General features: G+C 50.3%; 24 protein-coding genes and 1 riboswitch. Of the genes, 13 read left to right on the forward strand and 11 right to left on the reverse strand.

Annotated elements, in window-relative coordinates:
* The first annotated feature begins 47 nt into the window (after positions 1-47).
* The 6 genes from gatD to KGP17_RS26025 all read left to right on the forward strand — a co-directional run bounded on the left by gatD (position 48) and on the right by KGP17_RS26025 (position 5,941).
* A complete protein-coding gene (gene gatD / locus KGP17_RS26000; protein WP_059199418.1) occupies positions 48-1,097 on the forward strand; it encodes a galactitol-1-phosphate 5-dehydrogenase in 1,050 nt (349 codons plus the stop codon).
* Between the two features lie 128 nt (positions 1,098-1,225).
* Complete coding sequence (locus tag KGP17_RS26005) at positions 1,226-2,014, forward strand: DeoR/GlpR family DNA-binding transcription regulator (RefSeq protein ID WP_059199417.1); 789 nt, start codon at positions 1,226-1,228, stop codon at positions 2,012-2,014.
* 123 nt (positions 2,015-2,137) lie between these two features.
* On the forward strand, positions 2,138-3,490 hold the full coding sequence (gene gorA, locus KGP17_RS26010) for a glutathione-disulfide reductase (RefSeq protein ID WP_021181790.1): 1,353 nt from the start codon (positions 2,138-2,140) through the stop codon (positions 3,488-3,490).
* A 239-nt stretch (positions 3,491-3,729) separates the two neighbouring features.
* Positions 3,730-3,901, forward strand: a riboswitch (M-box (ykoK) riboswitch).
* A gap of 277 nt (positions 3,902-4,178) precedes the next feature.
* Complete coding sequence (gene mgtS, locus KGP17_RS26015; RefSeq protein ID WP_257013771.1) at positions 4,179-4,259, forward strand: protein MgtS; 81 nt, start codon at positions 4,179-4,181, stop codon at positions 4,257-4,259.
* Positions 4,259-4,426: a hypothetical protein gene (locus KGP17_RS26020; RefSeq protein WP_181817539.1), complete on the forward strand. Its 168-nt coding sequence runs from the start codon at positions 4,259-4,261 to the stop codon at positions 4,424-4,426. Before mgtS ends, KGP17_RS26020 begins: the two co-directional genes overlap by 1 nt.
* Positions 4,427-4,576: 150 nt before the next feature.
* Positions 4,577-5,941 (forward strand): cation-efflux pump, encoded by a 1,365-nt coding sequence (locus tag KGP17_RS26025; RefSeq protein WP_094982419.1) that lies wholly within the window; start codon positions 4,577-4,579, stop codon positions 5,939-5,941.
* A gap of 151 nt (positions 5,942-6,092) precedes the next feature.
* Here the strand turns inward: KGP17_RS26025 and KGP17_RS26030 are convergent, their stop codons facing one another.
* The 7 genes from KGP17_RS26030 to KGP17_RS26060 all read right to left on the reverse strand — a co-directional run bounded on the left by KGP17_RS26030 (position 6,093) and on the right by KGP17_RS26060 (position 12,898).
* The gene (locus tag KGP17_RS26030) at positions 6,093-7,019 is read right to left on the reverse strand and encodes a fimbrial protein (protein WP_094982420.1); all 927 of its coding nucleotides are present in this window, start codon (positions 7,017-7,019) and stop codon (positions 6,093-6,095) included.
* Positions 7,020-7,034: 15 nt separating this feature from the next.
* Positions 7,035-7,538 (reverse strand): fimbrial protein, encoded by a 504-nt coding sequence (locus tag KGP17_RS26035; protein WP_037376519.1) that lies wholly within the window; start codon positions 7,536-7,538, stop codon positions 7,035-7,037.
* A gap of 18 nt (positions 7,539-7,556) precedes the next feature.
* Entirely contained in the window at positions 7,557-8,078 is a 522-nt protein-coding gene (locus tag KGP17_RS26040; protein WP_021807393.1) for a fimbrial protein, read from the reverse strand.
* A complete protein-coding gene (locus KGP17_RS26045; RefSeq protein WP_037376506.1) occupies positions 8,078-10,687 on the reverse strand; it encodes a fimbrial biogenesis usher protein in 2,610 nt (869 codons plus the stop codon). Before KGP17_RS26045 ends, KGP17_RS26040 begins: the two co-directional genes overlap by 1 nt.
* An 81-nt stretch (positions 10,688-10,768) precedes the next feature.
* Entirely contained in the window at positions 10,769-11,473 is a 705-nt protein-coding gene (locus KGP17_RS26050; protein WP_115159366.1) for a fimbria/pilus periplasmic chaperone, read from the reverse strand.
* A 214-nt stretch (positions 11,474-11,687) separates the two neighbouring features.
* The gene (gene fimA / locus KGP17_RS26055) at positions 11,688-12,251 is read right to left on the reverse strand and encodes a type 1 fimbrial major subunit FimA (RefSeq protein WP_094982423.1); all 564 of its coding nucleotides are present in this window, start codon (positions 12,249-12,251) and stop codon (positions 11,688-11,690) included.
* Positions 12,252-12,397: 146 nt separating this feature from the next.
* Entirely contained in the window at positions 12,398-12,898 is a 501-nt protein-coding gene (locus KGP17_RS26060) for a hypothetical protein (RefSeq protein ID WP_223498597.1), read from the reverse strand.
* Between the two features lie 527 nt (positions 12,899-13,425).
* Between KGP17_RS26060 and KGP17_RS26065 the strand changes: the two genes are divergently transcribed.
* Positions 13,426-14,244 (forward strand): winged helix-turn-helix domain-containing protein, encoded by an 819-nt coding sequence (locus KGP17_RS26065; protein WP_223498598.1) that lies wholly within the window; start codon positions 13,426-13,428, stop codon positions 14,242-14,244.
* Positions 14,217-14,729 carry a hypothetical protein gene (locus KGP17_RS26070; RefSeq protein WP_223498599.1) on the forward strand — a complete coding sequence of 171 codons (513 nt, stop codon included), beginning with the start codon at positions 14,217-14,219 and terminating at the stop codon, positions 14,727-14,729. The genes KGP17_RS26065 and KGP17_RS26070 overlap by 28 nt, the downstream gene beginning before the upstream one ends.
* Positions 14,730-14,898: 169 nt before the next feature.
* On the opposite strand, the gene KGP17_RS26075 is transcribed toward KGP17_RS26070, so the two are convergent.
* A complete protein-coding gene (locus tag KGP17_RS26075) occupies positions 14,899-15,186 on the reverse strand; it encodes a hypothetical protein (RefSeq protein WP_223498600.1) in 288 nt (95 codons plus the stop codon).
* A 186-nt stretch (positions 15,187-15,372) separates the two neighbouring features.
* Here KGP17_RS26075 and KGP17_RS26080 point away from each other — a divergent pair, with 186 nt between their 5' ends.
* Positions 15,373-16,503, forward strand: a complete 1,131-nt coding sequence (locus KGP17_RS26080; protein WP_223498601.1) for an RNA-guided endonuclease TnpB family protein — start codon at positions 15,373-15,375, stop codon at positions 16,501-16,503.
* Between the two features lie 271 nt (positions 16,504-16,774).
* On the opposite strand, the gene KGP17_RS26085 is transcribed toward KGP17_RS26080, so the two are convergent.
* Complete coding sequence (locus KGP17_RS26085; protein WP_223498602.1) at positions 16,775-17,317, reverse strand: hypothetical protein; 543 nt, start codon at positions 17,315-17,317, stop codon at positions 16,775-16,777.
* A 237-nt stretch (positions 17,318-17,554) separates the two neighbouring features.
* Between KGP17_RS26085 and KGP17_RS26090 the strand changes: the two genes are divergently transcribed.
* From KGP17_RS26090 to KGP17_RS26100, 3 genes are read left to right on the forward strand one after another with little or no spacing between them, the layout of a single operon-like run.
* A complete protein-coding gene (locus tag KGP17_RS26090) occupies positions 17,555-18,589 on the forward strand; it encodes a glycosyltransferase family 9 protein (protein WP_223498603.1) in 1,035 nt (344 codons plus the stop codon).
* Between the two features lie 22 nt (positions 18,590-18,611).
* Entirely contained in the window at positions 18,612-19,106 is a 495-nt protein-coding gene (locus tag KGP17_RS26095) for a molybdopterin-dependent oxidoreductase (RefSeq protein WP_024527650.1), read from the forward strand.
* Positions 19,103-20,890, forward strand: coding sequence for an ATP-binding protein (locus tag KGP17_RS26100; protein WP_021807382.1), 1,788 nt, complete (start codon positions 19,103-19,105; stop codon positions 20,888-20,890). Before KGP17_RS26095 ends, KGP17_RS26100 begins: the two co-directional genes overlap by 4 nt.
* Here the strand turns inward: KGP17_RS26100 and KGP17_RS26105 are convergent.
* Positions 20,880-21,731, reverse strand: a complete 852-nt coding sequence (locus KGP17_RS26105; RefSeq protein WP_021807381.1) for a helix-turn-helix domain-containing protein — start codon at positions 21,729-21,731, stop codon at positions 20,880-20,882. The two genes, KGP17_RS26100 and KGP17_RS26105, sit on opposite strands and share 11 nt — an antisense overlap.
* A 397-nt stretch (positions 21,732-22,128) precedes the next feature.
* Entirely contained in the window at positions 22,129-22,665 is a 537-nt protein-coding gene (locus KGP17_RS26110) for a TetR/AcrR family transcriptional regulator (protein WP_223499731.1), read from the reverse strand.
* Between the two features lie 385 nt (positions 22,666-23,050).
* Here KGP17_RS26110 and KGP17_RS26115 point away from each other — a divergent pair, with 385 nt between their 5' ends.
* Positions 23,051-24,271, forward strand: a complete 1,221-nt coding sequence (locus KGP17_RS26115) for a Tm-1-like ATP-binding domain-containing protein (RefSeq protein WP_202671941.1) — start codon at positions 23,051-23,053, stop codon at positions 24,269-24,271.
* Positions 24,272-24,433 lie beyond the last annotated feature (162 nt).

Here is a 24,433-nt window from a genome sequence, read left to right on the forward strand (position 1 = left end):
TCGGGGGAGCTTATCTCCCCCCTCTCTATTTCTACGGAGTTCAAGTTATGCAATCAGTCGTGATCCACACGGAGGGAGAAGTGCGCGTTGAAGAACGCCCCGCCCCTGCTATTGAGGCCGCCGATGAGGTGTTGGTTCGGGTGGCTTATTCCGGGCTATGCGGTTCGGATATCCCCCGCATATTCGCCAAGGGAGCGCATTTCTACCCGATTACCCTGGGGCATGAGTTCAGTGGCCGGGTCGTGGCCTGTGGCGATCGGGTTACCGATCTGCAACAGCATGATGCCGTGGCCTGCGTTCCTTTGTTGCCATGCTTTAACTGCCCGGAGTGCCAGCGCCATTACTATTCGCTGTGCAAGCATTACCAGTTCGTCGGTTCACGCAGCCATGGCGGCAACGCCGAGTTTATCGTGGTCAAACGCGCCAATCTGGTGAAATTGCCTGCCAACGTCAGCTTATTGCAGGGGGCGTTTATTGAGCCTATCACCGTCGGCCTGCATGCCATTCAGTTGGCTGGGGGTTGTCAGGGCAAAGAGGTGATCATCATTGGTGCTGGTACCATTGGCCAATTGGCGATCCAGTGCGCCAGAGCAATGGGCGCACGCAGCGTCACGGCGATCGATATCAATGACGACCGGCTCAAGCTGGCACGCCAGATCGGCGCAGAAAACGCGTTTAACAGCGCAGAACTCAGTCCCGCCCAGATAGCCGAACGCTTGCAGGAAAGGCGTTTTGATCAGTTGATCCTGGAAACCGCCGGCACGCCACAAACGGTTGGCCTGGCGCTGGATATCGCCGGGCCGCGGGCACAAATCGCGCTGGTGGGGACTCTCCATAAGGATCTGCACCTGTCTTACAGCACCTTTAGCCAGATCCTGCGCAAGGAGCTAACGCTGCTGGGCAGTTGGATGAACTATTCGGCCCCGTGGCCAGGGGAAGAGTGGCAGCAGGCCATGAAGCTGTTCCAATCGGCAGATTTGGCTCTGGAGCCGTTGATTGCCAGCATCGATCGCCCGCAGCAATACGCCGCCAGCGTTGCGGCCCTGGCCGGTATGCCGATGCAGGGAAAAATCATGCTTAAGCTCGGCGAAGAGTGATATTTAGCCAATGGCTGCCCTGGTGCAGCCATTATTTTGCCTCAAATCCCATCTCCTTGATCTTTATGCTCCCCTTTCATATCCCTTTCGCATAAAATAAAAGCAAAACATTTCGATAGGTCAGGATGATGAACTCTTTTGAAAGACGAAACAAAATTGTCGACTTGGTTCAGCAGAACGGCAGCATCTTGGTCAGCGATCTTTCGAATTCCTTCGGAATTTCTGAGGTTACCATCCGCGCTGACCTGCGCCTGCTGGAAGAAAAAGGCCTGCTGATCCGCTTCCACGGCGGTGCCGCCAGGCCGGGCAGCCAGTTGGAGCAGGAAGCCGAGGCACCGAAAACCACCGGTGAAGTCATCCTGGAGGAACGCTACCAGCTGGCTAAAGACCCGAAAAAGCGCATTGCGTTAAAAGCGGCGGCCATGGTCAATCCCGGCGATACGGTGATCCTCGACAGCGGCAGCACCACCATGCTGATCGCCGAAGAGCTGGTGAAGATGGGCAATATCACGGTGATCACCAATAACCTGCCCGCCGCCTTTGCGCTTTCCGACAATAAAGACATCACGCTGGTGCTGTGTGGTGGCACGCTGCGCCATAAGACGCGCTCCATGCACGGCTCCATCGCGGAGCTCTCCTTACAGGGCATTGCCGGTGACGTGATGTTCGTCGGGGCCGACGGGTTGGACGCCACCAACGGCATCACCACCTTTAATGAAGGCTACTCTATCAGCGGCGTGATGGCTCAGGCAGCCAAGCGCGTAGTCGCGGTGGTCGACTCTACCAAGTTCGGCCGCAGGGGGTTCAACCTGGTACTGTCGATGAGCCAGATCGACATGATCATTACCGATACTGGCATCAGCAGTGCCGATCGCCAAGCGCTCGATCGGGCAAAACCCGAACTGGTTATCGTGTAAAATCGACCGGGCAGAGGATCAAGCCTCTGCCTATTACAGCCATCGACGCAATCTTTGCGACAACCCCCAGTCAGGCGTTAAACTCTTACCCTTCTCGAATCACACAACTCATGGAAAACCCAGATGACGAAACATTACGATTATCTAGCAATTGGCGGCGGCAGCGGCGGTATCGCATCGATCAACCGGGCAGCCATGTATGGCCAGAAATGCGCACTGATTGAAGCCAAAGAGCTTGGCGGCACCTGCGTTAACGTGGGTTGTGTCCCGAAAAAAGTCATGTGGCATGCGGCGCAGATCGCCGAGGCCATTCACCAGTACGGCCCGGATTACGGCTTCGATACCACCGTCAACGCCTTTGACTGGAAACGTCTGATCGCCAACCGCACCGCCTACATCGATCGCATTCATACCTCTTACGACAACGTACTGGGTAAAAACAAGGTCGACGTGATCAAAGGTTTTGCCCGCTTTATTGACGCGCATACCGTAGAAGTCAACGGCGAGAAAATCACTGCCGACCATATTCTGATCGCGACCGGTGGCCGCCCAAGCCATCCTTCGATCCCAGGTGCCGAATACGGCATCGACTCCGACGGCTTCTTCGAGCTGGATGCCATGCCAAAACGCGTGGCAGTAGTGGGTGCGGGCTACATCGCGGTAGAAATTGCCGGTGTGATGAACGCGCTGGGAGCGGAAACGCATCTGTTCGTGCGTAAACACGCCCCGCTGCGTACCTTCGATCCGATGATTGTAGAAACCCTGGTTGAGGTGATGAACACCGAAGGGCCAACCCTGCACACCGAATCCATTCCAAAATCCATCGTCAAGAATGCCGACGGTAGCCTGACGCTGGCGTTGGAAAACGGCAAAGAGTTCACCGTGGACAGCCTGGTCTGGGCCATCGGCCGCGAACCAGCGACCGACAATCTGAACCTGGCGGTCACCGGCGTGAAAACCAATGCCAAAGGTTACATCGAGGTCGACAAATTCCAGAACACCAACGTGAAAGGCATCTACGCGGTAGGTGACAACACCGGTGCGGTTGAGCTGACCCCGGTTGCCGTTGCCGCTGGCCGTCGACTGTCCGAGCGCCTGTTCAACAACAAGCCAGACGAGCATCTGGATTACAGCAACATCGCCACCGTGGTGTTCAGCCATCCGCCGATCGGCACCATCGGCCTGACCGAACCGCAGGCGAAAGAGCAGTTTGGTGAGGACAAAGTGAAGGTCTATAAATCGTCCTTTACCGCCATGTACAGCGCTGTGACTCAGCATCGCCAACCATGCCGTATGAAGCTGGTGTGTGTGGGCGAAGAAGAGAAGATTGTTGGTCTGCACGGGATTGGCTTCGGCATGGATGAAATCCTGCAGGGCTTCGCCGTGGCAATCAAGATGGGAGCGACCAAGAAAGACTTTGACAACACCGTGGCGATCCACCCAACCGCTGCGGAAGAATTCGTGACCATGCGGTAAATGGTGCATTCCTTACTGTAAAACCGACTGTAAAAGGTCGGTTTTTGCTTTTATTCAGCTTATAAATGCTGATTAAGGCAATTGAATATCCCCGCCATAATGTTTATATCACTGCAAAATTAGCATTCATTAAGATAAATCGTTCTTTTAAATATAACTTCTTAAATATAACCTCAACGAGATGCCGATTTTCGAGCACAATCGCTCCCAACGCGCCTATAATCACCGCGTAGTTATATGCAGTATCTCGTTTGGCGAGGCTCCTATACAAACACAGGTTACTGATCTGACGACATCGAGAGATGCCCAAGGTTAAGACAGGCTTTATCGGATTAAGGTTCAGCCCAAGGTAACTTCTGAGATTGTTCAGATACGTTGTATAGTGCTAAAACCTGGACGCGGAGATAGGCTTTCTGCACTCCCCCTCTTTGGTTTACTCCCCTATGCGATGCACTGTTGAAGTTTAAACAGCAATAGGGTCAATCACTTCCAGACTCCTCAGCGATGACCGCTACCACGCCAGCAGCACAGGCGGGTCAGCCATTGCTAACGCTTTGAACGCTGACTTTTTCACCGCCGCTGGCACCAGGACGGTGAATGAAGCCAGAGACTACGTTACACACTTACTTTTAACCACAGAGGTCGTTATCGATTACAGTTAACCGAGGATAAGATTATGGGAAATATGATGTTTTTTATGGGATTTTTGTTTTTCATCAGCTCATTGGGGCTGATCGCAGCCTATCTGAGCACCAAATGGGATGACTAATGAACGAAAAAGATCCGCCTAGCATCATCCTCCCCGTAGCCTCATCAATCATTGCGGGGAGGATGAATAACCGCAATAAACGGACGGTATTTACCGCGCGTGATAATGATGATAATTTTTATTCTTGGGTTGCTGTACGCTATTTTTATGATCTCGGTAGGTATTAATGAGATTTATTTGTATTCCACCGGTCAAACTGCCTTTCTTTCCTGTTTATTGCTGACAGCGACCGCAAGCTTGCTGCTCGTCGCTTTTGTCTGGCAATGTTCCGTAAAAACCAAACGCTGATTTTTTTTAATTCAACTATGAGCTGTGCTATGCAAAATAAAAAACAGGCCGTCGCCAGAAACTCGATGATTATCAGCGGATTGTTGGCGTTAGGTAAATTTATCACAGGTATATTTACCGGCAGTATTGGCCTGATCTCCGAAGGCATTCATTCATTTACCGATTTTATAGCCACCAGCATCACCTGGTGGGCGGTGAGCGTCAGCGATAAACCTGCTGATGATGACCATCACTTCGGTCATGGCAAGGTTGAGAATCTGGCCGCACTGTTTGAGGTACTGCTCCTGTTGGCGGCTGGCGGTTGGATCATCTTTGAAGCAGTAAGCAGCCTGATAGGTGAGGCCAACCAGATTGTAGCTGCACCGGTAGTGATTGCGGTACTGCTGGTGTCCATTGTGGTTGATTTCTTCCGTGTCCGAGCCTTGAACCGCGTGGCCAAAGCCACCAACAGCGCGGCTCTGGAAGCCGATGCTTTGCATTTCTTCTCCGATATGTTGTCTTCTGGTGTGGTGCTGTTGGGCATGGTTTTTGTGCTTTTTGGTTTTGCCCGTGCAGATGCGCTGGCAGCACTGATCGTCGCCTGCTTTATCCTGACTGCCGCATTGAAGCTGGGGAAACGCTCCTTTGATTCCCTGATTGATACTGCACCTGCTGGCACGCGGGAAGATATCGCTGCCATACTTAATGACTTCCCCGCGGTGCTGTCTACGGAGAATATTCGTCTGCGCAGTGGTGGAGCCACGCTGTTTATCGAGGTGAGCGTTGGGGTATGCCGTACGCTACCGCTTGAGCGGATCAAGGAATTGAAGCTGGCGATTACCGCCAAACTTGCGCAGCAATACGCCAACTCGGAAGTGAGGGTAATTGCCATCCCTCAAGCCAGAAGTGATGAAGATCTGGCAACCCGTATTCGCATGCTGGCCGCCAACCATGGGGCCGTGGTACAGAGCCTTTCGCTACAACAATTGGCAGACCGTGTGGCGATCGGGATGGATCTGCTGGTTCCGGCCAATGCCAGCGTAGAGCAGGCGCATGATATTGCCAGCGAGGTGGAGGAGGCTCTACGCCAGACCTTGGGCGAAAATACCGAGATTGAAACCCACCTGGAGCCCCAGATGCTGGATTGGCTAACTAGCCAGGATGTGGAACACGGCGAACTGGCAAGGATTGAACAAGCATTGACGGTTTCGGCGCAAAACAGCGGATTGGTGCAAGACATCCATGATATCCGTGCGCGAGAAACGCCACAGGGCGTGATTGTGAATTTTCACTGTCGGGCCCTTCCAGCCTTGTCGATTTCTGCGGTGCACGATGCGGTGGACCATATTGAACGGCAATTAAGAATACAATTCCCGATGGTATCGCGGGTGGTGGGGCATGTTGAACCGCTGTGATCCCTCACAGCGGAATAGGGAGTGGGCACAGTCAGCATCGAAGTAGAAATTGCCGGTGTGATGTGCCCCAAAAAACCAAGCCTCCCGATGCTGAGCTGCCAGCATCAGGGGGTTAAGAAGGTTTAAATAGCCATGGAATATTCGCTAACATTTACTGGTAAACAAACGTCACCCCAATGATTGACTGAACGTTTCCTGCGGTCAACGGCCCACTGGTACGTGCATAGCTCGCCGTTAACCCAAGCTCCACTGACGATTCTCCAACGTTACCCAGTGATACATTACTGTTCGCAGGGATAACCTTGCCGTTGCCCGTTATCTGTATGCCAACCCCTTGTGCGGCAGAGGCTGAAGCCGTATTGCGGAAAACGGTGTTGCCGGCATCCTCAGTCGTTCCTGAAAGGTAGTAGCTCAACTGTTGATTTTTCAAACAATTCACAGAAATGGGCACAGGAGTACTAGCAGGATAATCAGGTAATGAGACCGTAACATTACGTGCTGAAACATCGCAGGTTCCTGTAGGAATGACGACACTGTTATTAGCTATTAGATTCCATGTGTACGTTTCGAGTGTTACAGGGCCGTTATTATCAGGGCCTCTATCCATCATATGCACATACAAAACAGCAAAATTGCTCCCAGCTGGTATCACAACTCCTCTGGCAGATGAGTCAGGCGTAATAATAAGCTTAGCGGAGAGTGGTGTATAATTATAGTTAGAAGAAAAATATGAGAAAGTTTCGGTACCTAACGGCAATGAATACTTAGTTCTAACGAATTCTAAATAACCAGCATATTTAGATAGTTCCCCCGTGAAGCCTGAGTTGCGTGCAAAATAAAAAAAAACGGGGCTCCCGTTCCCACCATTAATTTTGTAGCGATCTTTACAACTGATAGAGTTGGAAAGGTTTACTACCATGTTTTCCCCAGCAGAAATACTCGGCCTAATATCAACATAGACATTCACGACGCTCTCGTCTTTATCACTTATAGTCTGACCAGTCAAATCTATACACGTAGTTGCCAAACTATTAAAAGAGCATCCCATCAATAATATTATTAATATGATTTTTTCCATAAAAACACTCATCAATCAGGCATAGGTATAGGTAATGCTAATTACCGCTTGAATAGTTCCCTGGGTAGCCGCACCGTTTACAGACAGTGCTCTGACTTTGAGTGGGAAACTTGCCGACTTGGTAGCATCGACGACCGATACTGCCTTTTTAATGCCATTATTCAGCTTGGTTCCTTTATCGTCCTGCAGTTCGATCTGAATATTACCCGCGGTCCCCATATTTTTATAATAACCGGTCGCATCAGCCGTCCCGCTAAATGTCGCTGTCACCTGTGACGTTCCGATGGGGCAACCCGTCAGGCTTAGGGTAACGGGTTTCCACTCCGATGCGGCACCCGCGGAGATCATATCCGAACTGTATATGTCACCTAGTGCAACAGAAGCTTTGGAGGTTGAAACGGTACAAGGGCCGGCTACCACTTTACCGCTAACCGTGATAGTCACGTCAGCAGCCTGTAATGGGCTGGCGAGGCTCAGTAGCCCGGACAATAGCAGAGGGTACACATTCCTATTTTTCATATTCATATCAGTTTCCTGTCACTGAAATTCAAGCGTAAAGGTTGCCGTTGCATTGACATGCCCGACGGTGACCGGCATCCGGGTAGCCATCAAACGGGCATAAAAATTAAGTACGTTGGTTTGTCCTGGTGTCAGCGTCGTCCATGATATTGATGACGATGTGGCATTGAGCGACAACATCGTCTGCTGGCTATTCAGAATTTGTACGCCTATTCCCGCAGCAGCAGCCGCACCACTGTCGAGCTTTAACAGACTTGTGTTGTCATTATCCGCAGTACCGGTAAAACTGACTTTTACCGCCGTTACCGAGCTTCCGCACGGGGAAAGCACGATACGGAATGGTACTGGTGATGTCGTCGCGCCTACTGTGTGAAATTGTTTAGCGACGTTATGCCTCAGATCGACAGTAAAATCTTTCGATTCACCTGCCACTGCGCAGGTGTTATTCAGGATGTTTCCGTAAAGAGAAATGGAGTTATCGGTGGCAACGGCCGAGCATATGTAACAAGCCAATAGCGCACTAAACAGGTTAAGTTTCATCAACGACACACCACCGTCAGTTGATTCAGCACTTTGTTCAGGCTATCTTTCGGCTGGCGATAATCAGCCACACAACTGTTGTCCTGTCCATGGCCCCACTTTGCCTGAACCTTGCCCACTAGCGGCATACCGCTCATATAAACCTGACCGTTCTCGTCGACGATATTGCCGCCCTGGTTGGTTTCGGATGTTACAAGGGCACCGAATGGCACTGGCTTGCCGTTGTATATCAACGTCATCAGAATTTTTATCCCGACTCTGACGTTGAAATCAGCGCGCACTACCGCGCCGTGGGTAGGTACAACACTGACCACCGGATCATCAAGCTCGACGTTATTGGCCAGAGTATTGGTATTCAGCGCTATCCGGTTTTCGCGATAGTCGGTGGCATAAGGCAGTACGGCGTAACCGCGCCAGTCCGTGCGAACACCGGTCTGGTTTTCAACTTTGATGCCGCCCGCGCCAGGCGCTTTCACCAGCACCACCGTATCGTTCAGCGGCTGGCTCAAGGTGACGCCATTGTCATGAAGCAGTGCACCACCGCTGACGCCGTAGTACAGCTGCTTAAAACCGTCGCTGCGGCTGTAGCCAATATTGGTGTTAGCGTAACCGCCACGGTAGTTCAGCGCCGCATAGCCCGTACCGTTACTACGGCTATCGCCTCCGCTGGCGTAACCGGTCTGCACGCTGTAACCCAGGTTGTTATCCTCCAGCAGCGTACCGTAGAGGCCGGCAAAGTTGTTCATCCGACCGTTCAGATCATGAGACATGCTGTAACTTGCACTGGCACTGTTCCATACTGACTGGCTGTTGGTGCGCTGCCAGTAGCTGAAGGGGATGTTGACGTTGAAAGCCAACATCTGGTTGCGGCCTGTCTGCCAGGCGCTTCTGGTCAGACTGTAACTCAGCGTCCAGTTGATGTTGTCCACTGCGGCATTCAGTCCCATTTGCAGCTGTTCGTCAGCCTTGCCGGTCCCCCAGTAGGTCTGGCGACTGCCGCTCAGATAGAAGGTGGCTGCCCCCCCCAACTGCTGGGTCAAACTGGCCTGTAATGTACCGCGTTTGTTCCAGGCGAGATTGTAGTAATCAGTGAATTTGGGTTGCACCTGTATAACCCCATCCTGGGTATCTATACTGTAGCCCTCCATTCGCCGGTAAGTGGTGTCTGCAAAGCTGTAGTAACCCCGTGTCGAGTGCCGATAGCCCACTAACTGGATATTTGTACCGGTCTCATTAAACGACTTGTTGTAGAGGAAACGTAGCGACTGCCCCTGATACTCGCTGTCGTCGGGTAGCATGGCGTTTGCCTGCGTGATATCCAGCGAGAAGGCACCGAAATCGCCGATATTCTTGCCGAACCCAAAGTTAAACGCACGATAGCGATTCGCCAGTAAGGTGCCACCGTACAGCGTCCAGCCTGCCGGCATACCGTGCATCAGCGTACTCTGGATGAATTTGGGTTTCTCCTGCTGGCTGCTGCCGCTACGATATTCACCCGCCGCTACGCTGTAGCGGATTTGGCCGCTGCGCAGCAACATCGGCACAGAGGAATAAGGCACGCTGAATACCTGGCTGGTACCGTCAGATTCTTTTATGGTGACCTGCAGATCGCCACCGTTGCCTGCCGCATAAAGATCGTTGATGGTGAACGGCCCAGGTGGCACCGTAATGTTATAAGTCTCATAACCATTTTGCGTGATCGACACCTGTGCCGTACTACGGGCAATACCATGAATAACCGGCGCAAAGCCCCTCTGGCTTTCTGGCAGCATATTGTCATCGGAGACCAACTGCGCACCACGGAAGTTAATGCCGCCAAGAATGTCGCTGCTGGTATAGCTGTCACCCACCGTCAGACGTGAGCGTAGTAAGGTAATACCGCGCTCTATCCAGGTATTGATGTGTTGCCACTGATTTTTACTGTCGGATGAACCACCTCTGCTGTAGCTCCAAATGGTATTGTCGCGCAACCGCCAGGAGCCCATGTTCAATCCACTTTGCAGGTTCAGATAAGCATTATTTCTGCCATCACCAATATTATTACCGGTAAAGTTGTAGTTCAGCAGGCCGGCAGTAATCCCTTCATCCCAGAGCTCAGGCGGAATATAACCACGCACACGGTTACCCATAAAGGCCTGTGGTACGGTCAGATAAAGACGTTGCTGGCCGACGTCGAAACGGCTTGTGGCCCCCTCGATCATATCGGTCAAGGGGACACAGGCGTCTGGCGCGAACGTATCCATACCACTGACTACGGAGGTATTGACGCCCATGCCAACGAGCTGGCTGCCGGTCAGGCACGGAACCAGACCGAGACCGTTTTCACCCGCACTAAAGGCAACATCACGAGTGGTCATAAAGTCGTCGTTAAGATAGATATCTACTCGATAAGTATCAGGCGGCACTTCCTGACCATTTTCAAACCCGGAAAGATCTGCCACAGCAGCAGGATCGTCCGCCAGAAAACGGGGATTAAAGTAAAGCTCGGCTGGTGTTGTATATGTCGGTATCGTCGCCAATAAGGCGATAAAAAAACGCCCCGAATACTGGCTGAAGTGCATATTGAACCGTGAGCCTAAATGGCCTGTTCCATGTTTTAGCTGCGACATAGTCCCTCCGGTCTGAAATTGGCCGGCTGTCAGTTCTTTCTTTATACCCAGGGAACAAACCGCTGGGATCTTCCCTGTTGGTTATTGCTGTGCGCCCGTCATTTTTGGAGTCAATGCGCCATAGTCATTAATCGTCTGGTAGGTGATTTCGCCGCCAGCGTTGGCAGGAAGCGTCACCGAAGCTTTACCCATCGGTGGTACCAGCGCATTTTCCAGCACCTGGTTCCCAGCCTTCAGCTCCGTGACCGTCAGGTAATAGGGAGTAGGGTTGTGAAGCGTCAGCGTTGAGCCACTACGGCTGAATGTCAGTTTTTCCGCTGCCAACTCCGGCGGCAGGCTCAGTTTCCCTGGGCGATAATAGAGCTTGATACGGCTGATGATTGCCAATTGCAGCGTGTTTTCACTCAGCTTCGATTTATCCATCGATGGGATCGCTTTAACGTTTACCCAAAACAGGCTTTCCCGATCCTGCGGTAGCTGATTATTAGTGGCATCGATAATGCGCAGGGTGTTCTCTTTTTTACCCTGCATGGCAAACAGCGGTGGAGTGATGACAAAGCGACCGTCTTTGCCACCTTCAGCATTTTCCACCCATGATTGAATAAGGTAGGTGCTGTCCTGCTCATTATTGGTGACCGCAAGCGCAACCTGTTTCTGGCCCGCCGGATAGATAACCCGGGTGGTCCCCAGCGCTACACTCGCTTCGCTACGCACGGAAAAGCCGGTGGCGGCAATTATCAAACATCCCACGAATAAGCAGCGCGTTATCTCCAGTATTTTTCTCACATATTTCCCTTTTTATTCGTCGTTATTTTCTGTTTCTTATTGGTAGTTCAGAGAGAGCCAATACTGGCGGCTCCCTTGGGTAAGGTGATGCTCAAGCAATTACCTAAAACAGATAGCAGAATACCGATTTCACTTTCTGCATCGTTATCATCCCAGTTTTATTGCGTATAACGGGCCATCCTGGCCCTGAATGCCTCCTTGCCTGGCAAATGGATTACTCGTATTGCACCTTAAAGGAGGCATCAGCACTGACAGTACCGGCCGTTGCTGCACCAGTAGCGTAGAAACGAGCCTGGAAAGGAACAGCCGTACTGCCATCATTCAGAGCCATCGCAGTGCTGAAAGTTGAGCCATCCAATACCAGCGGAGTACCCGTTTTATCAAGGATCTGTACACCGATATTCTTTGCCCCACCGGAAGTTGAACTCTGCGTTGCAAGTACGGTAGTGTTAGTGCTGTCAACCGCTGTACCGGAGAAAGCAATAGAAGCTTTAGTCGAAACAGCAGTATCGCAATCGTTAAGCTGAATATTGAAGCCAACCGCCGGACTGGTGTCGCCTGCTTTAGCCAGTTTTGCGGAACGCACTTGGCCTAACTGAACGGTCTGATCGATAGAGCCCGCGTCTACAGCACAAGCTGCGTTAATTACTTCCCCTTTAAAATAAACCTTACCTCCATTCACAATGCTCTTCGTCGCACCAGCTTCCGCAGCCAATACGGATGTAGAGTTCAAGGCCAGGATTGACAGTGCAATGGCGCCCAGTTTATTAATTTTCATGTGTATTCCTTTAAACATATGAGTGAATAACCTTATTTAAACTAAGGTGGTGTGGTGCATATCCATATAACTATACGGAATTCTTGAAAATACCATTTCAAAACATCATGTACTCAGTGAGTAACGATGTTACTTACCTGAATGAATTAATGATGATTTAATGCCTTATCAGAAAGCCAGAGAAACTTAAACAAAAGCATACTTAAGTCATTAAGATTAGACAGCCCGGCTTTATATAATGCATTATTCCTTTTCCTATAAACGGTTTTTGAATTCATCAGCAGCACTTTAGAGACTCTATTGATGTCCATACCGTCATTAATCATCGAGCGCATGATACTGACCTCGTCAGCAGTAAACCGTTGCCACAAAAACATTTTTTCTCTAACGTGTCTTTTATCCGCTCTATTGGTTTTAACATCGTTAATAAAGCTTACAACTTCAGAAACTTCCGTTTTTGAGGATAAAAAAAACACACTTCCCTTTGGATTCGGCCTGACCTTCACAGGAACGTCGATAAAACAAACTGTTAGAATATCATTCGCTAACAAAAACCCTAAAATTTTTGAGAAAAAATGAATATTTTCCATATTTACATTTACAATAAACATACTATTTTCGGATGTTTTCTTAAGTGCACTACGCATTTTTTTCTCTGATGGAAAACGTCTCGACTGAATGAATCTCCATTCCGAATGCAAAGATTTCAGGCCAGATATAAAAAAATGATCGTCACTCCATGTTATGAATCTTGTTTTCTTAGCATACATAGTTTTCTTAACCACGCAGAAATCTGGCAGGTAATTATGACATCATACATTTTTACGCGGGTAGAAAGTCCCGCACCATATTAGTCATCAAATACCCAAGGTCCCTCTCAATGGCAACCACAGTATCATCGTAACACCACTTAAAATAATCAAAAAAAATCAAAAATAATCATCTGAGATTCTTATAATTTTAAGATTTTTCCTAAAGTGCATTTTGCTTAAAAAAATGCGATCATATGATAAATTAATGAACCTATAAAGTTATTAACTCCTTCTTAGATTTCGCCTAACATAATGATTTTAAAAACATAAACCAATTTGTCCACAGGTAATTTAAAATGGAGTTTTCTTGCTCAACATACAATCTTAAATGAAACTTAAGTGATGATTTGATAAGGCAAAAAATGAACGACGTAGATAAAGAAGATGCAGAAATCAGCAATCGCTGCATTTACCTCATTGACCAAAAAGTATACTTCATACCCGATGAAAACGTACTCATTTCAAAAAATTATGATGAGAAGATTAAACTTTTAAGTACAGCAACAGAGTGCCTTTCTACTCTTATCTCACGTCAGGGGCAGATAATCCCCAGAGAAGAACTAATGGACAGTATCTGGAAAAAAAGAGGCGTTATCGCTTCTGACAATAACTTTTACCAGACGATACTCACCATCAGAAAGGCGTTTTCAACACTTGGCTTGGATGATGTAATTGCAACAAGATATAGAAGAGGTCTGGTTATAGAAAAAAAAACCTCAATTATTTTAAAGACACAGCTTTCATCAGGCAGTGTAGAGACAAGAACTCTGCCGTTGGAAGGTACGATAGATGAGGTGGCCTGCCAGGATACTCAGCAAGATACCATTGAGTCCCCAACCAACAACCCCCCCCAGTCAAAGAGAAGAGGTTTCTATGCTATTTTATTATTAACCCTCACCCTTGGCTGCATAACAGGACTCATTTTAAATATAAATTCGGGTAGGTTCTTTGATACTTTTCACCATATGAACAGTGGCTACCCATGTGATATTTACCTCTCCAACAATACTAACTCCATAGAGAGCGTCACATCATTTTTAAAAAGTAAAAAATTCTCCTGCAATAAAGGAGAAAAAGTTTATTATGCCTCAAGACAGCAAATTGGTTATCGGGCCATTATCACATGTGATAGTACATTTCAGGAGGGTGGCGAATGTTCAACAGAATTTTATCTAGATTAAGCATAAGAAAACTGAAAATCCCTTTAATTATCATGGCTATTTTTGCCATTAGTTCACTATCTGTATTAGAATTAAGAAGGTATTTATACACTCAGCACAATAGAATATCCTGCTACGCAAATGTAAATATACATAAAGATGACAAAATACTTTCCCTCAGGTTAAGATATCTTATGCAGAAAGGTAATGGCATGATTTTCCTACAAGGTAAATTGTATGAAAACGGAGAGAGTGCTGGAATTATAAGCAGGGATATTTCGTTTGATTACATTCAAAGTGGATCTTTTTATAAGATCTACGTAGAAGATATAGTAAACCTTTCTCAGAGTACACTTTTTGGCGCAAAAGTGGATACCTTCCTGCCTGATATTTGGTATCAAAAAGGGATACGCAGTGGTTTTTTCATCCAACCTCAATATCCTAATGGCTATATTTTCGGCCGATATTTTTTGCCTTCTTTCTATTGCCGGAATATCGATGATTGACCCCAAGAAAAGAGGTCTGTTAGCTGTGCCACGAGCACATCGTCAGGCCTGATAAACAGCTTTAAGGGGGCGTCACTATAAATGCGCCAAAAGCGTCGGTATATCCCTGATGGAGGGAGACAGTGAAACTGGCGAGAGTCTGCAGCAAACCCAGGCCGCTCAAGCGGCCTCAGACTGGTGACAAAATCCAATATGACGGTGGTTTTATTTCTGCCAATTGAAGCACAATAATCTGTATGCCCATGCCGGAAGTGGGCAGGTAAGAAGTGACACCGGCCTTGACCAAATCGTGGTTCATCCACTTCAGCGACTCCTTATTGCCCTTGCAGCCGAACGAACCCTGCCCCCAGCCGTGCACATGAATATCGACAAAGCCGGGCATGATGATCCGATGACTATGGTCGATGCAGCAACCGGAAAAGTGGCTGGCGAAACCGCTTATTTTCCCTTGTTCCACCCATAGATAACCGGCCTTGATACCGTCGGGGAATACGATCCGGTTGGATTTGATAACCCCGGAGCGCGGGTCATTCCTCAGGATGCTTCCGAGAAACCTCGACCTTCAGGCCGGGGAGGAAAGGAGGCTGTTTTCAGACTAACGTGGTTTGGCATAATCACATTTTCCTCTCTAGTATGTGGATCCATGAAACGTGCATATAAGTATCGGTTTTACCCAACACCGGAACAGTCTGCGCTTTTAGCTCAGACGTTCGGCTGCGTGCGTTTCGTCTATAATTCAATCCTTCACTGGCGCACTGATGCGTACTACGAACGACAGGAAAAAATCGGCTACATACAGGCCAATGCGCGCCTTACTGCTCTCAAAAAAGAGCCTGAGTTCACCTGGCTGAATGACGTCTCCTGCGTACCCCTCCAGCAGTCTTTGCGGCACCAACAAGCGGCATTTACTCACTTCTTTGCTGGACGGGCTGCATATCCGGCTTTCAAGAGCAAACGCCACAAGCAGACGGCAGAATTGACAACCAGCGCGTTTAAAGACCGTGAAGGCAAGTTGTACATGGCTAAAAGCAAAATGCCTCTTGATGTCCGCTGGTCACGCCCGTTGCCATCCGTGCCGTCTACCGTCACCCTTTCCAGAGATGCTACCGGTAGGTACTTCCTCTCCTGCCTTTGTGAGTTTGAACCTGTATCACTGCCGCTTAGTGCCAAAACAGTTGGCATTGATGTTGGCTTAAAAGATTTGTTCGTCACCGACTCTGGACTCAAAACCAGCAATCCCCGCCATACAGCTAAATACGCTGTACGCCTTGCGTTGCTACAGCGCAGATTAAGCAAAAAAGCCAGAGGTTCGAAAAACCGAACCAAAGCGCGCTTAAAGGTCGCCCGACTCCACGCGAAAATCGCCGATTGCCGGATGGATAACCTGCACAAGTTGTCCCGCAAACTGATTAACGAAAACCAAGTTGTTTGCGTCGAATCCCTTAAGGTAAAAAACATGCTCCGCAATCCAAAGCTGTCTAGAGCGATAGCAGATGCTGGCTGGAGCGAACTTGTTCGCCAGCTACAGTACAAAGGCGCATGGACGGGGCGTAGCGTTGTCGCTATCGACCCGTTTTTCCCAACCTCAAAACGCTGTAGCAGTTGCGGCTTCACCATGGAAAAAATGCCTCTTGATATTCGTAATTGGCACTGCCCTGAATGCGGGGAAGACCATGATCGGGATATCAACGCGGCCCGAAATATCAAAGCTGCCGGGCTGGCAGTGTTAGCCCACGGAGAGCCTGTAAATCCTGAATCGCAGCACGCGGCTTAGGTTCGGCTCGTTGAACCTTTAGGGCTTGGAGCAGCCAATATCTGGCCCCTGGTTTACTTTACCGCTCTATCAAACAATGCCAGCGCGCCCACCATCAAGGCCAAATACTGGCTGATTCAAGGCTCCTTTTTTGCCCGTCAAAAAACGGAGGCACGACAAATTGCCACCCCGGTCGTTTTCAGACGGGCGGTAATAGGTCAACGTTGGTGGGCGGTTACCAGGCCAGGCCGCGATCCAGAATCAATCGATCACGGCCACCAGATGGTTTAGCTTACTGATTTACGACTGCGGGGACCGGAATATCCAATCCATAAAGGCGCAGCATGGCAGGCGTGTCTTCAACGTCAGCAAAAACATACCGCACTCGGACTGCCGCATTTTCCGGGATGGTAATATTCGCATCCCCAGGCACCAATGCGGTTTTCAGTGGTGAAACAAACCCCTCCTTGTCTAACAGCATCAATGATTTACTTTCATTCAGATTGCTAAGACGTACGATTTTGTCGGTTTTATTACGTAGGGAAAGGGTCACTTTATATTCTTGGAGCGCGACTTTCTCAATGGCGGAAACCGATGCGGTGACATTTTTAACCAGATTGTCTTTGTCGGTCACAATGATGGCCCCATCAATGCTGCTACCTGACTGACGGCCATCATCCACGCCATCTTTCAGACCGCTGAGAGCATCTTTACCTGAGGCAATGACGCCAGAGACCACGCTTTTCACGCTGTCTTTCACCACGGCGGTCTCTTCAGCCTGAACGGCAGTGGCAGCCATCATCACCAAAACCAAGGCCATTACGCTATTTTTCATCTCATTATCCTGCTTATCATTATCCATTGACCACAAAATCACCTCAATCTAGCGGAAAATAACACGGATGACATCTTATCTATTGGGGCTGCCTTCCTGCGGCTATTCAGGTAAGGCGTAAACTCCAATCTTTTTAATGCTATTTCGCTTATTCTCACCTGCAAAGCGCGGCGTTTTCTGCCATTCTTTTGCCTATTCCTCCTAGCCTTAGCCACGCCTTCGTAGACAGGACAAATAATGGAAGTGTTAACAAAGGATGAAGTGTTATATCACCGGGGAAGTTTGCTGACGGCAGACGGCGTCATGGTCGCCTCATGGGATCTTGAACAACAGGAGAGTTTTTCCGGTGATTATTTTAGCCTGGCTGGCTACCGCGGTATCCGCAATGCCGCTGCGGCCCCTTTCAGCGTGGATTATTGCAACGAATCGGTCGTGCACATCATTAACGGCATGGGCGTAACGCTGGGCGATTCCATTATTGGCCTGACCGCGCTTGAGGCGCTGCGCGAGTTTAATCCCAACCTGCAAACTATTATCTACCGGCCAGGGCGCGCGCCCCACTATGTCGATCAGCTTTATCATCTGGCGGCAGGCGTGGTGGCGGATCTCCGTTGGCTGCCGTGGAAGGCAGAGCATATTCCAGAACAAGAACTGTGTATCGATGCCGGTAATCAACTGTTCTGGCCAGCCTTCACCACGTTGCCGATGATCGATTTTTTTCTGCAGGCGCTGGGCGTTGAACCTACCGCTATTCCTGCTACGGCGAAAGCCAACCGCTGGATGCAAAAACTATGTCTGCCGCCATTACCTGAACGCTGGCAGAACAAGCCCTACGTGCTGTTTTGCCCCACCGCCAGTACGCCGTTACGCAGCATTCCGGCCAGTGCCCATGTGCCACTGGTGAATGCCCTGTGGGAGAAATTTGCCTGCCCAGTGCTAGGATTTGGCGCGGTAGATCATCCGCATTATGTGGATATTCAACCGCTTTCCACCACGACCGCGGATTTCCTGGCCTGGGTGAAGCATGCCCGCTATGTTCTGACATCGGATACCGCTGCGGTGCATATTGCCGCTGGTTACGATGTGCCAACCACCGCCTTCTTTACCTCAATCGCTCCCGAATTGCGGGTGCGAGACTATCCTTTATGTCAGCCTGTCTATTTTGCCATCCCCGAGCTGAACAACGTGCAGGCCAGCGCCAGAAAGCATGACCTGGAGCAGGTCGAACTAGCCTTTACTACCCTGATGCTAAACGAATTGCCGTGGGCCTGATCCCCGGTCTGGAGAACTACCGATGCTGTTGACCGCAATAAGAAATACCGCATTTGCCCTGCTGGCTTTGGTCATTACCCAAACCAGCGCACTCAGCTTTACCCTGGAAGTTGGCGGCAAGATTAAAAACACCACCGACGCCGAGAACAAAACCTATGTCTTTACCGATAAAGAGCTGTTTGCCATGCCGGTCCACAGCATCACGACCACCACGTCGTGGACGCCAAGAGTAAAATTCGATGGCGTATTGCTGGCAGATATTTTGGCTAAAGTGGGGGCCGAAGGCACCATGATGACGCTCTACGCGCTGAACGATTATTATATTGATGTGCCCATCTCGGACGTGGCTAAATACAATATGATCCTGGCCTATAAAATGGGCGGGGAAATGTTAAAGGTGCGCGATTTCGGGCCGCTGTTTCTGATCTATCCCCGCGATGCCGGGGGCGCGGAGCTCAACTCTCCGCTGTATAACTCGCGCTTTATTTGGCAGATCAACAGGATAGTAATTAAATGAAGTTAGTCCGCTTCAAAGACAGCGGCAGGTTGGCCATTCCGGCCATTTTTGCCGCCTTATTCCTGCTCGCCTCGACGGTGACGCTGTATTACTACAGTGCCACCTTGTCCAAAAAAGGGCTGTATGCCGTTGCCGGTACGCAGGAAAACTACTCTTGGTCGATCGCCAAGTTCGCCATCAAGCTGGCGGAATTTGAAACCCTGGTGGAACAGCAAAAAAGTACCAATCAGGTGGATATCGATAACCTGAGGCTAAGGTTCGATATTCTCTATTCTCGCTATTCGGTGCTCGCCCGCCCGTCAGAATCGACCCTGCCGCTGTATCACGAGCCTGGATATCCCGAGCTCGTTGAACGGATGCGCAATGAAATTACCCAGTTGGATCAGTTGGTCAACAGCCCTCAGGTAGATCTGGGGCTGATTTCGCAAGCCATGCAACAGATCAAACCCTCCGCGATTATGATGGCCAACCTGGCGGACCACGCTGAAGTGAAGCAGCGCACCGGCGCTTACGAAGATTTTATCGAGAAAAGGCACATCATCTTTTATGGCCTGGTGATCATTATGTTCTCGGTGATCGCGCTGATTGCCATCACGCTGATCGTCATCCGCCAGCAGCGCCAAACCATCAGCCAGCAGTCGAAGGCCATTCGCGCAGAGCAAAAGGCTATCCGCACCAAAAACGCCTTCCTCGGGGCCATCGGCCATGAACTGCGCACCTCGCTGCAAAGCATTATGTCCGCCATTGATGTGCTGACCAATACCCGCGTATCCCATGAGCACAAGGATACCTTCCACCGGCTGGAAACCGCCGCCGAGCAGATAGAAAGCCAGATGAAGGATCTCACCGATTATGCACGCCTGGACAGCGGCATGATGGAGCTGCGCATTGTTCCCTTTAATGCCCAGCAGGTGATCGACGAAACGACGGATGAAATCGCCATGCTGACCCATAAACCTGGGGTCAAACTGGTACGTGAAGTGGAGTTTACCCATGCGCAGGTCTATTCAGACCCTCAGCGGCTTCGGCAAATCGTGGTTAACCTGCTGACCAACGCCTTTAAATATACCGAAAGCGGCACCATCACGCTGCACAGCTGCCTGCGTAGCCAACCGGCGGGAAGCTCGTTAATCATTGAAGTCACGGATACCGGCATCGGTATCGACAATGCCCTGCTACCGCAGATTTTCGAGCCCTTTACCCAGCTCGATCAGTCAAATACTCGCCAATACAGCGGGGTTGGCATGGGATTGGCGATCGTCCACGGCCTGGTCGAATTGCTCGATGGCACGATCACGGTGTACAGCGAAGTGGGAGAAGGCAGCACCTTTATCGTCAGCATCCCCGTTGAGATCAGTGAAGAACAGTTGCCGGAGCAAAGCCCACGTCCAGCAGCGACGCTGTTGAAAAAAGAGCAGCAAATCCTGGTGGTGGACGACAATCCTGCCGCAGGCATGGCCTTTATCGCCCTGCTGGATAAGTTGGGCTATCAATATGAGCTGTGTGATTCGTCGGAACGTGCGCTGCAAAAGCTGTTGCGGCGGCCTTACGATGCCTTGCTGCTCGACCTGCAAATGCCCGGCATCGATGGTGTGGCAGTGGCGCAACAGTTGCGTGACCAGCGTGGCCCGAACCGTAATATCCCGATTATCGGTATCAGCGCCTATACGCCGGAGCTGCTCCCTAGCGAGCAACGCGCCATGTTTGACGATTACCTGATGAAACCGGTACGCATGGAGGCGCTATCCACCTCACTCACGTCGCTGTTTGTCGCTACAGATTAAAGCACCGTTGCAGTGCGGCTTCGATCACATGGAGCCGCACCGGCTTTTCATACGGGCCGAGCACGTCATAATCACGCATTGCTCTGGCAATCTCTGACTCACGCAAATCGGTGCCCAACTGGCCAGTCAGCACCAGGATCGGCGCATCCGCATGATCGGAAGTGCGAATGGTTTCGATGCATGTCTGCGCCGTCTCATGGCCTATCAACCAATCCACCACATAGCCATCAAACGGGCTTTTGGCCAGCGCCTGGCAGAAACTGCTGACGTCATAGAAAGCCACCGCGTTGAATCCTTGGCTATTGAGATACTTGGTTAGCTCATCAGCGGCCTGATGTGCATCGTCCAATACTGCAATGCTCAGGCGATCGTCCTCGCTAAGGCCGGGGCGGATCTCGATCAGTTCGACAGCAAAATACTTGCCCTGTGGGGCTTCGCCGGCTCGATAAACGATCCACTGCCCATCCTGCTGCAAGCCAACAAACTCGGCCTGCTTGCTGCCCACTAGTTCGCTGCTAATGTGCGCCACGCAAGGTAACGCCACCCCGGCCACAGAAAAGATGGCATCCTGTGCCACAGTGGACCCAACAGACTCGCTTTCGGGGAGAATGTCGACGATGGAGGCTGGCGTTTCTCCCAAGGCCAGTGCCACGCTGTTGATTTGCTCCAGCGTCCATGGGCTCTGGCCTTTCAGCTTGCGGTGAGCATGGGAAAAACTCAGATCCAAAATGCGGCTGAGTTCCTTGGCATGTTGTCGCTTGCCGATCCCATGTTGCAAAAAGAGTTCCCTGACCTTGCCTGCAATCGACTGCGAATCGAATTTTTGATGATTGTTAAACATGTTATCCTTCGATATATCTCGCTGATTTTTCAGTCGCTTTGACACCCATCCGTACAAAAACGTTATCGAAATCTCGCATACTATACAATCTTAGCCTAATAGCTTGCTTGACATACCATCTTTTATGGTCAAACATGGTATCAGAAGTGATGTATTATAAAAACGATAGTAGAACGATAAGTTAGTAATAACCATACCAACACCAGGGAAATTATAAGCCGGCCACAACACCTGATTAAAGTATCAACAGGGAGTTGCAAGCTGAGCAAGTTTAACCGCAGAGTTAATTGCTTCACCCCTCGTTAAGCCGGGGCCCGCAAGGGTTCCGGTTTTTTATTTGCCAAAAAACCAATGAAAAGGCCGGAGAGCACTCCCCGGCCCGTCACTCGTTCGCGGATTATCCCTCAACTCTGGCATCTTCTTCAGCCTGACGAATGATGGCTTTGGCCATCCACTGGGTTACATCCTGAATATCATCGAGCTCTAAACCCCAAATGTCCTTCAGCACCAGGAACACCTCGGAACCATAAATCAGCGAAAAGGCGTGGATCACGCGTTGCAGGGCTTCAGCAGGGAGTTTGTTCTGCAAGGGCTCAACCGCCAGCTTCAACAGCCGCTTGCGATTGCCACGCACAAACTTTTCGCCCGGCGTCGCGTTAGCCCATTGCTGGAGCGATAGCTGTAACGCCGCACGTAGCGCGCCTTCATGCTGCTCCATCTGCGGGTAGGCAAACGCCAACAGTTGATGAATGCGCTTGAGCGCATCGTTATCCTGCGGTTGCCATTCAAGGATCGGCCCCAGGCTTTTCGCCACAACGGCGGAGATCAGGGCACTTTGGGTGGGAAAATAGCGATAAGCGGTGGCACGAGAGACCTGCGCATGCGCCGCTAGCTCAGTAATCGAAGGGAAGACTCCACCATCGTAGAGCTCCATCGCACAGGCCAGCAGCAAGCTGCGGGTTTTGGCACGAGTATGTGTCAAAGATTCATCCCGTGGAGCGGGAAATGCGGATATTGGCACGTTTTCCTCGAACTTCCTCGTATCTTCCAGCCTTGGAGTCAATACGATAGACAGCCTCACCGACAGATCCTGGCCCATCGGCAACGTAAAAAATTACAGCTAAGATAGCCAAAAACGGGACTCAAGTCTCACTTTAAACAAATTAATGCTTGCAAAAATGATACGGCAGTCTCATTATGACCAACAAATAAACGATAGTACCTTATTGTCCGACACCAGGGTTCACCACCTACTATAAAAAATAGCATTAAAATCAATTTGTTCAGGCCTTTGTCTGAACCTTTTTCAGGAACAGATGATGAGCAGCACCCCGGGTTTTGTCTATATTGCTACCACAGCAGATACTAAAGGACAAGAACTGGAATATGTCCGTCATCTGATCGCCAATCTCGATTTACCCGTCATCACCCTCGATCTCTCCACTTCCGGTAAGCCTTCTCTGTATCATGCGGACGTTTCTGCGCATGAGATCGCGGGTTACCATCCGGAAGGTGAGCAAGCCGTTTTTTGTGCTAATCGCGGGCAGGCGATTGCGGCCATGGCTATCGCTTTTGAGCGCTTCATGCTCTCACGTCGTGATGTTGCTGCGCTGCTCGGTTTGGGCGGGTCTGGTGGCACCGCGATCATCACGCCCGCCATGCAACAGTTGCCCATCGGCCTGCCAAAGCTGATGGTGTCGAGTATGGCGGCGGGTGATGTCGCTGGCTATGTCGGCTCCAGCGATATTGCCATGCTGTATTCCGTCACCGATATCGCCGGGCTAAATCGCATTTCACGCAAGGTATTGAGCAATGCCGCCAACCAGATAGCCGGCGCCATCCGCTTTCATATCGATGATGATGCCGACAGCAAACCTGCCACCGGCCTGACCATGTTTGGCGTCACTACGCCTTGTATCAAGGCCGTGACCAGCGCCATTGAGCACGACTGGGATTGCCTGGTGTTTCACGCTACCGGCAGTGGTGGCCAGGCAATGGAGAAGCTGATCGACAGCCGCTTGCTCAACGCCGTATTGGATCTGACCACCACCGAGGTGTGCGACTATCTGTTTGATGGCGTGTTGGCCTGCAACGAAGATCGCTTTGGGGCCATTGCCCGCACCGAGATCCCTGGTGTGATGTCATGCGGAGGGCTGGATATGATCAACTTCGGTCACCCGAAAACCATTCCGGCCCGCTACGCCAATCGTCAATTTTATTGCCACAACAGCCAGGTAACGCTGATGCGCACCACGGCGCAGGAGAATACCCAGTTAGGGCGCTGGATTGGTGACAAGCTGAACGCCTGCGCCGGGGAAGTATGCTTTGTCGTACCGCTGGGTGGCTTTTCAACCTTGGATGCGCCAGGGCAACCCTTCTGGGATCCACAAGCGCTGAGCGCTTTTGTTCACTCGCTGGAACGGACGCTGGTACAGACCGCAAAACGCCGGTTGCTCAAGGTACCGTACCATATCAACGATCCCCTGTTCGCCGCGATTATTATCGAACAATTTAATGCCATTGCTGCTACAGCTAAATAATCCTGTCAGAAATTAAAATCGTGTCGATGGCCCTACTATGGGCCGCAAACCCTTTAATGGGCCGGTAAAACTTAAATTGGGCCATAAAACCTGATGCAGTGGGCCATAAATGGCAAAACGGGCCGTAAATATCATATTTTTCGGTCCGTGTTTTTACTGGCC

Origin of the sequence: Serratia sp. JSRIV001 (assembly GCF_019968745.1) — a bacterium.
Lineage (GTDB): Bacteria > Pseudomonadota > Gammaproteobacteria > Enterobacterales > Enterobacteriaceae > Chania > Chania fonticola_B.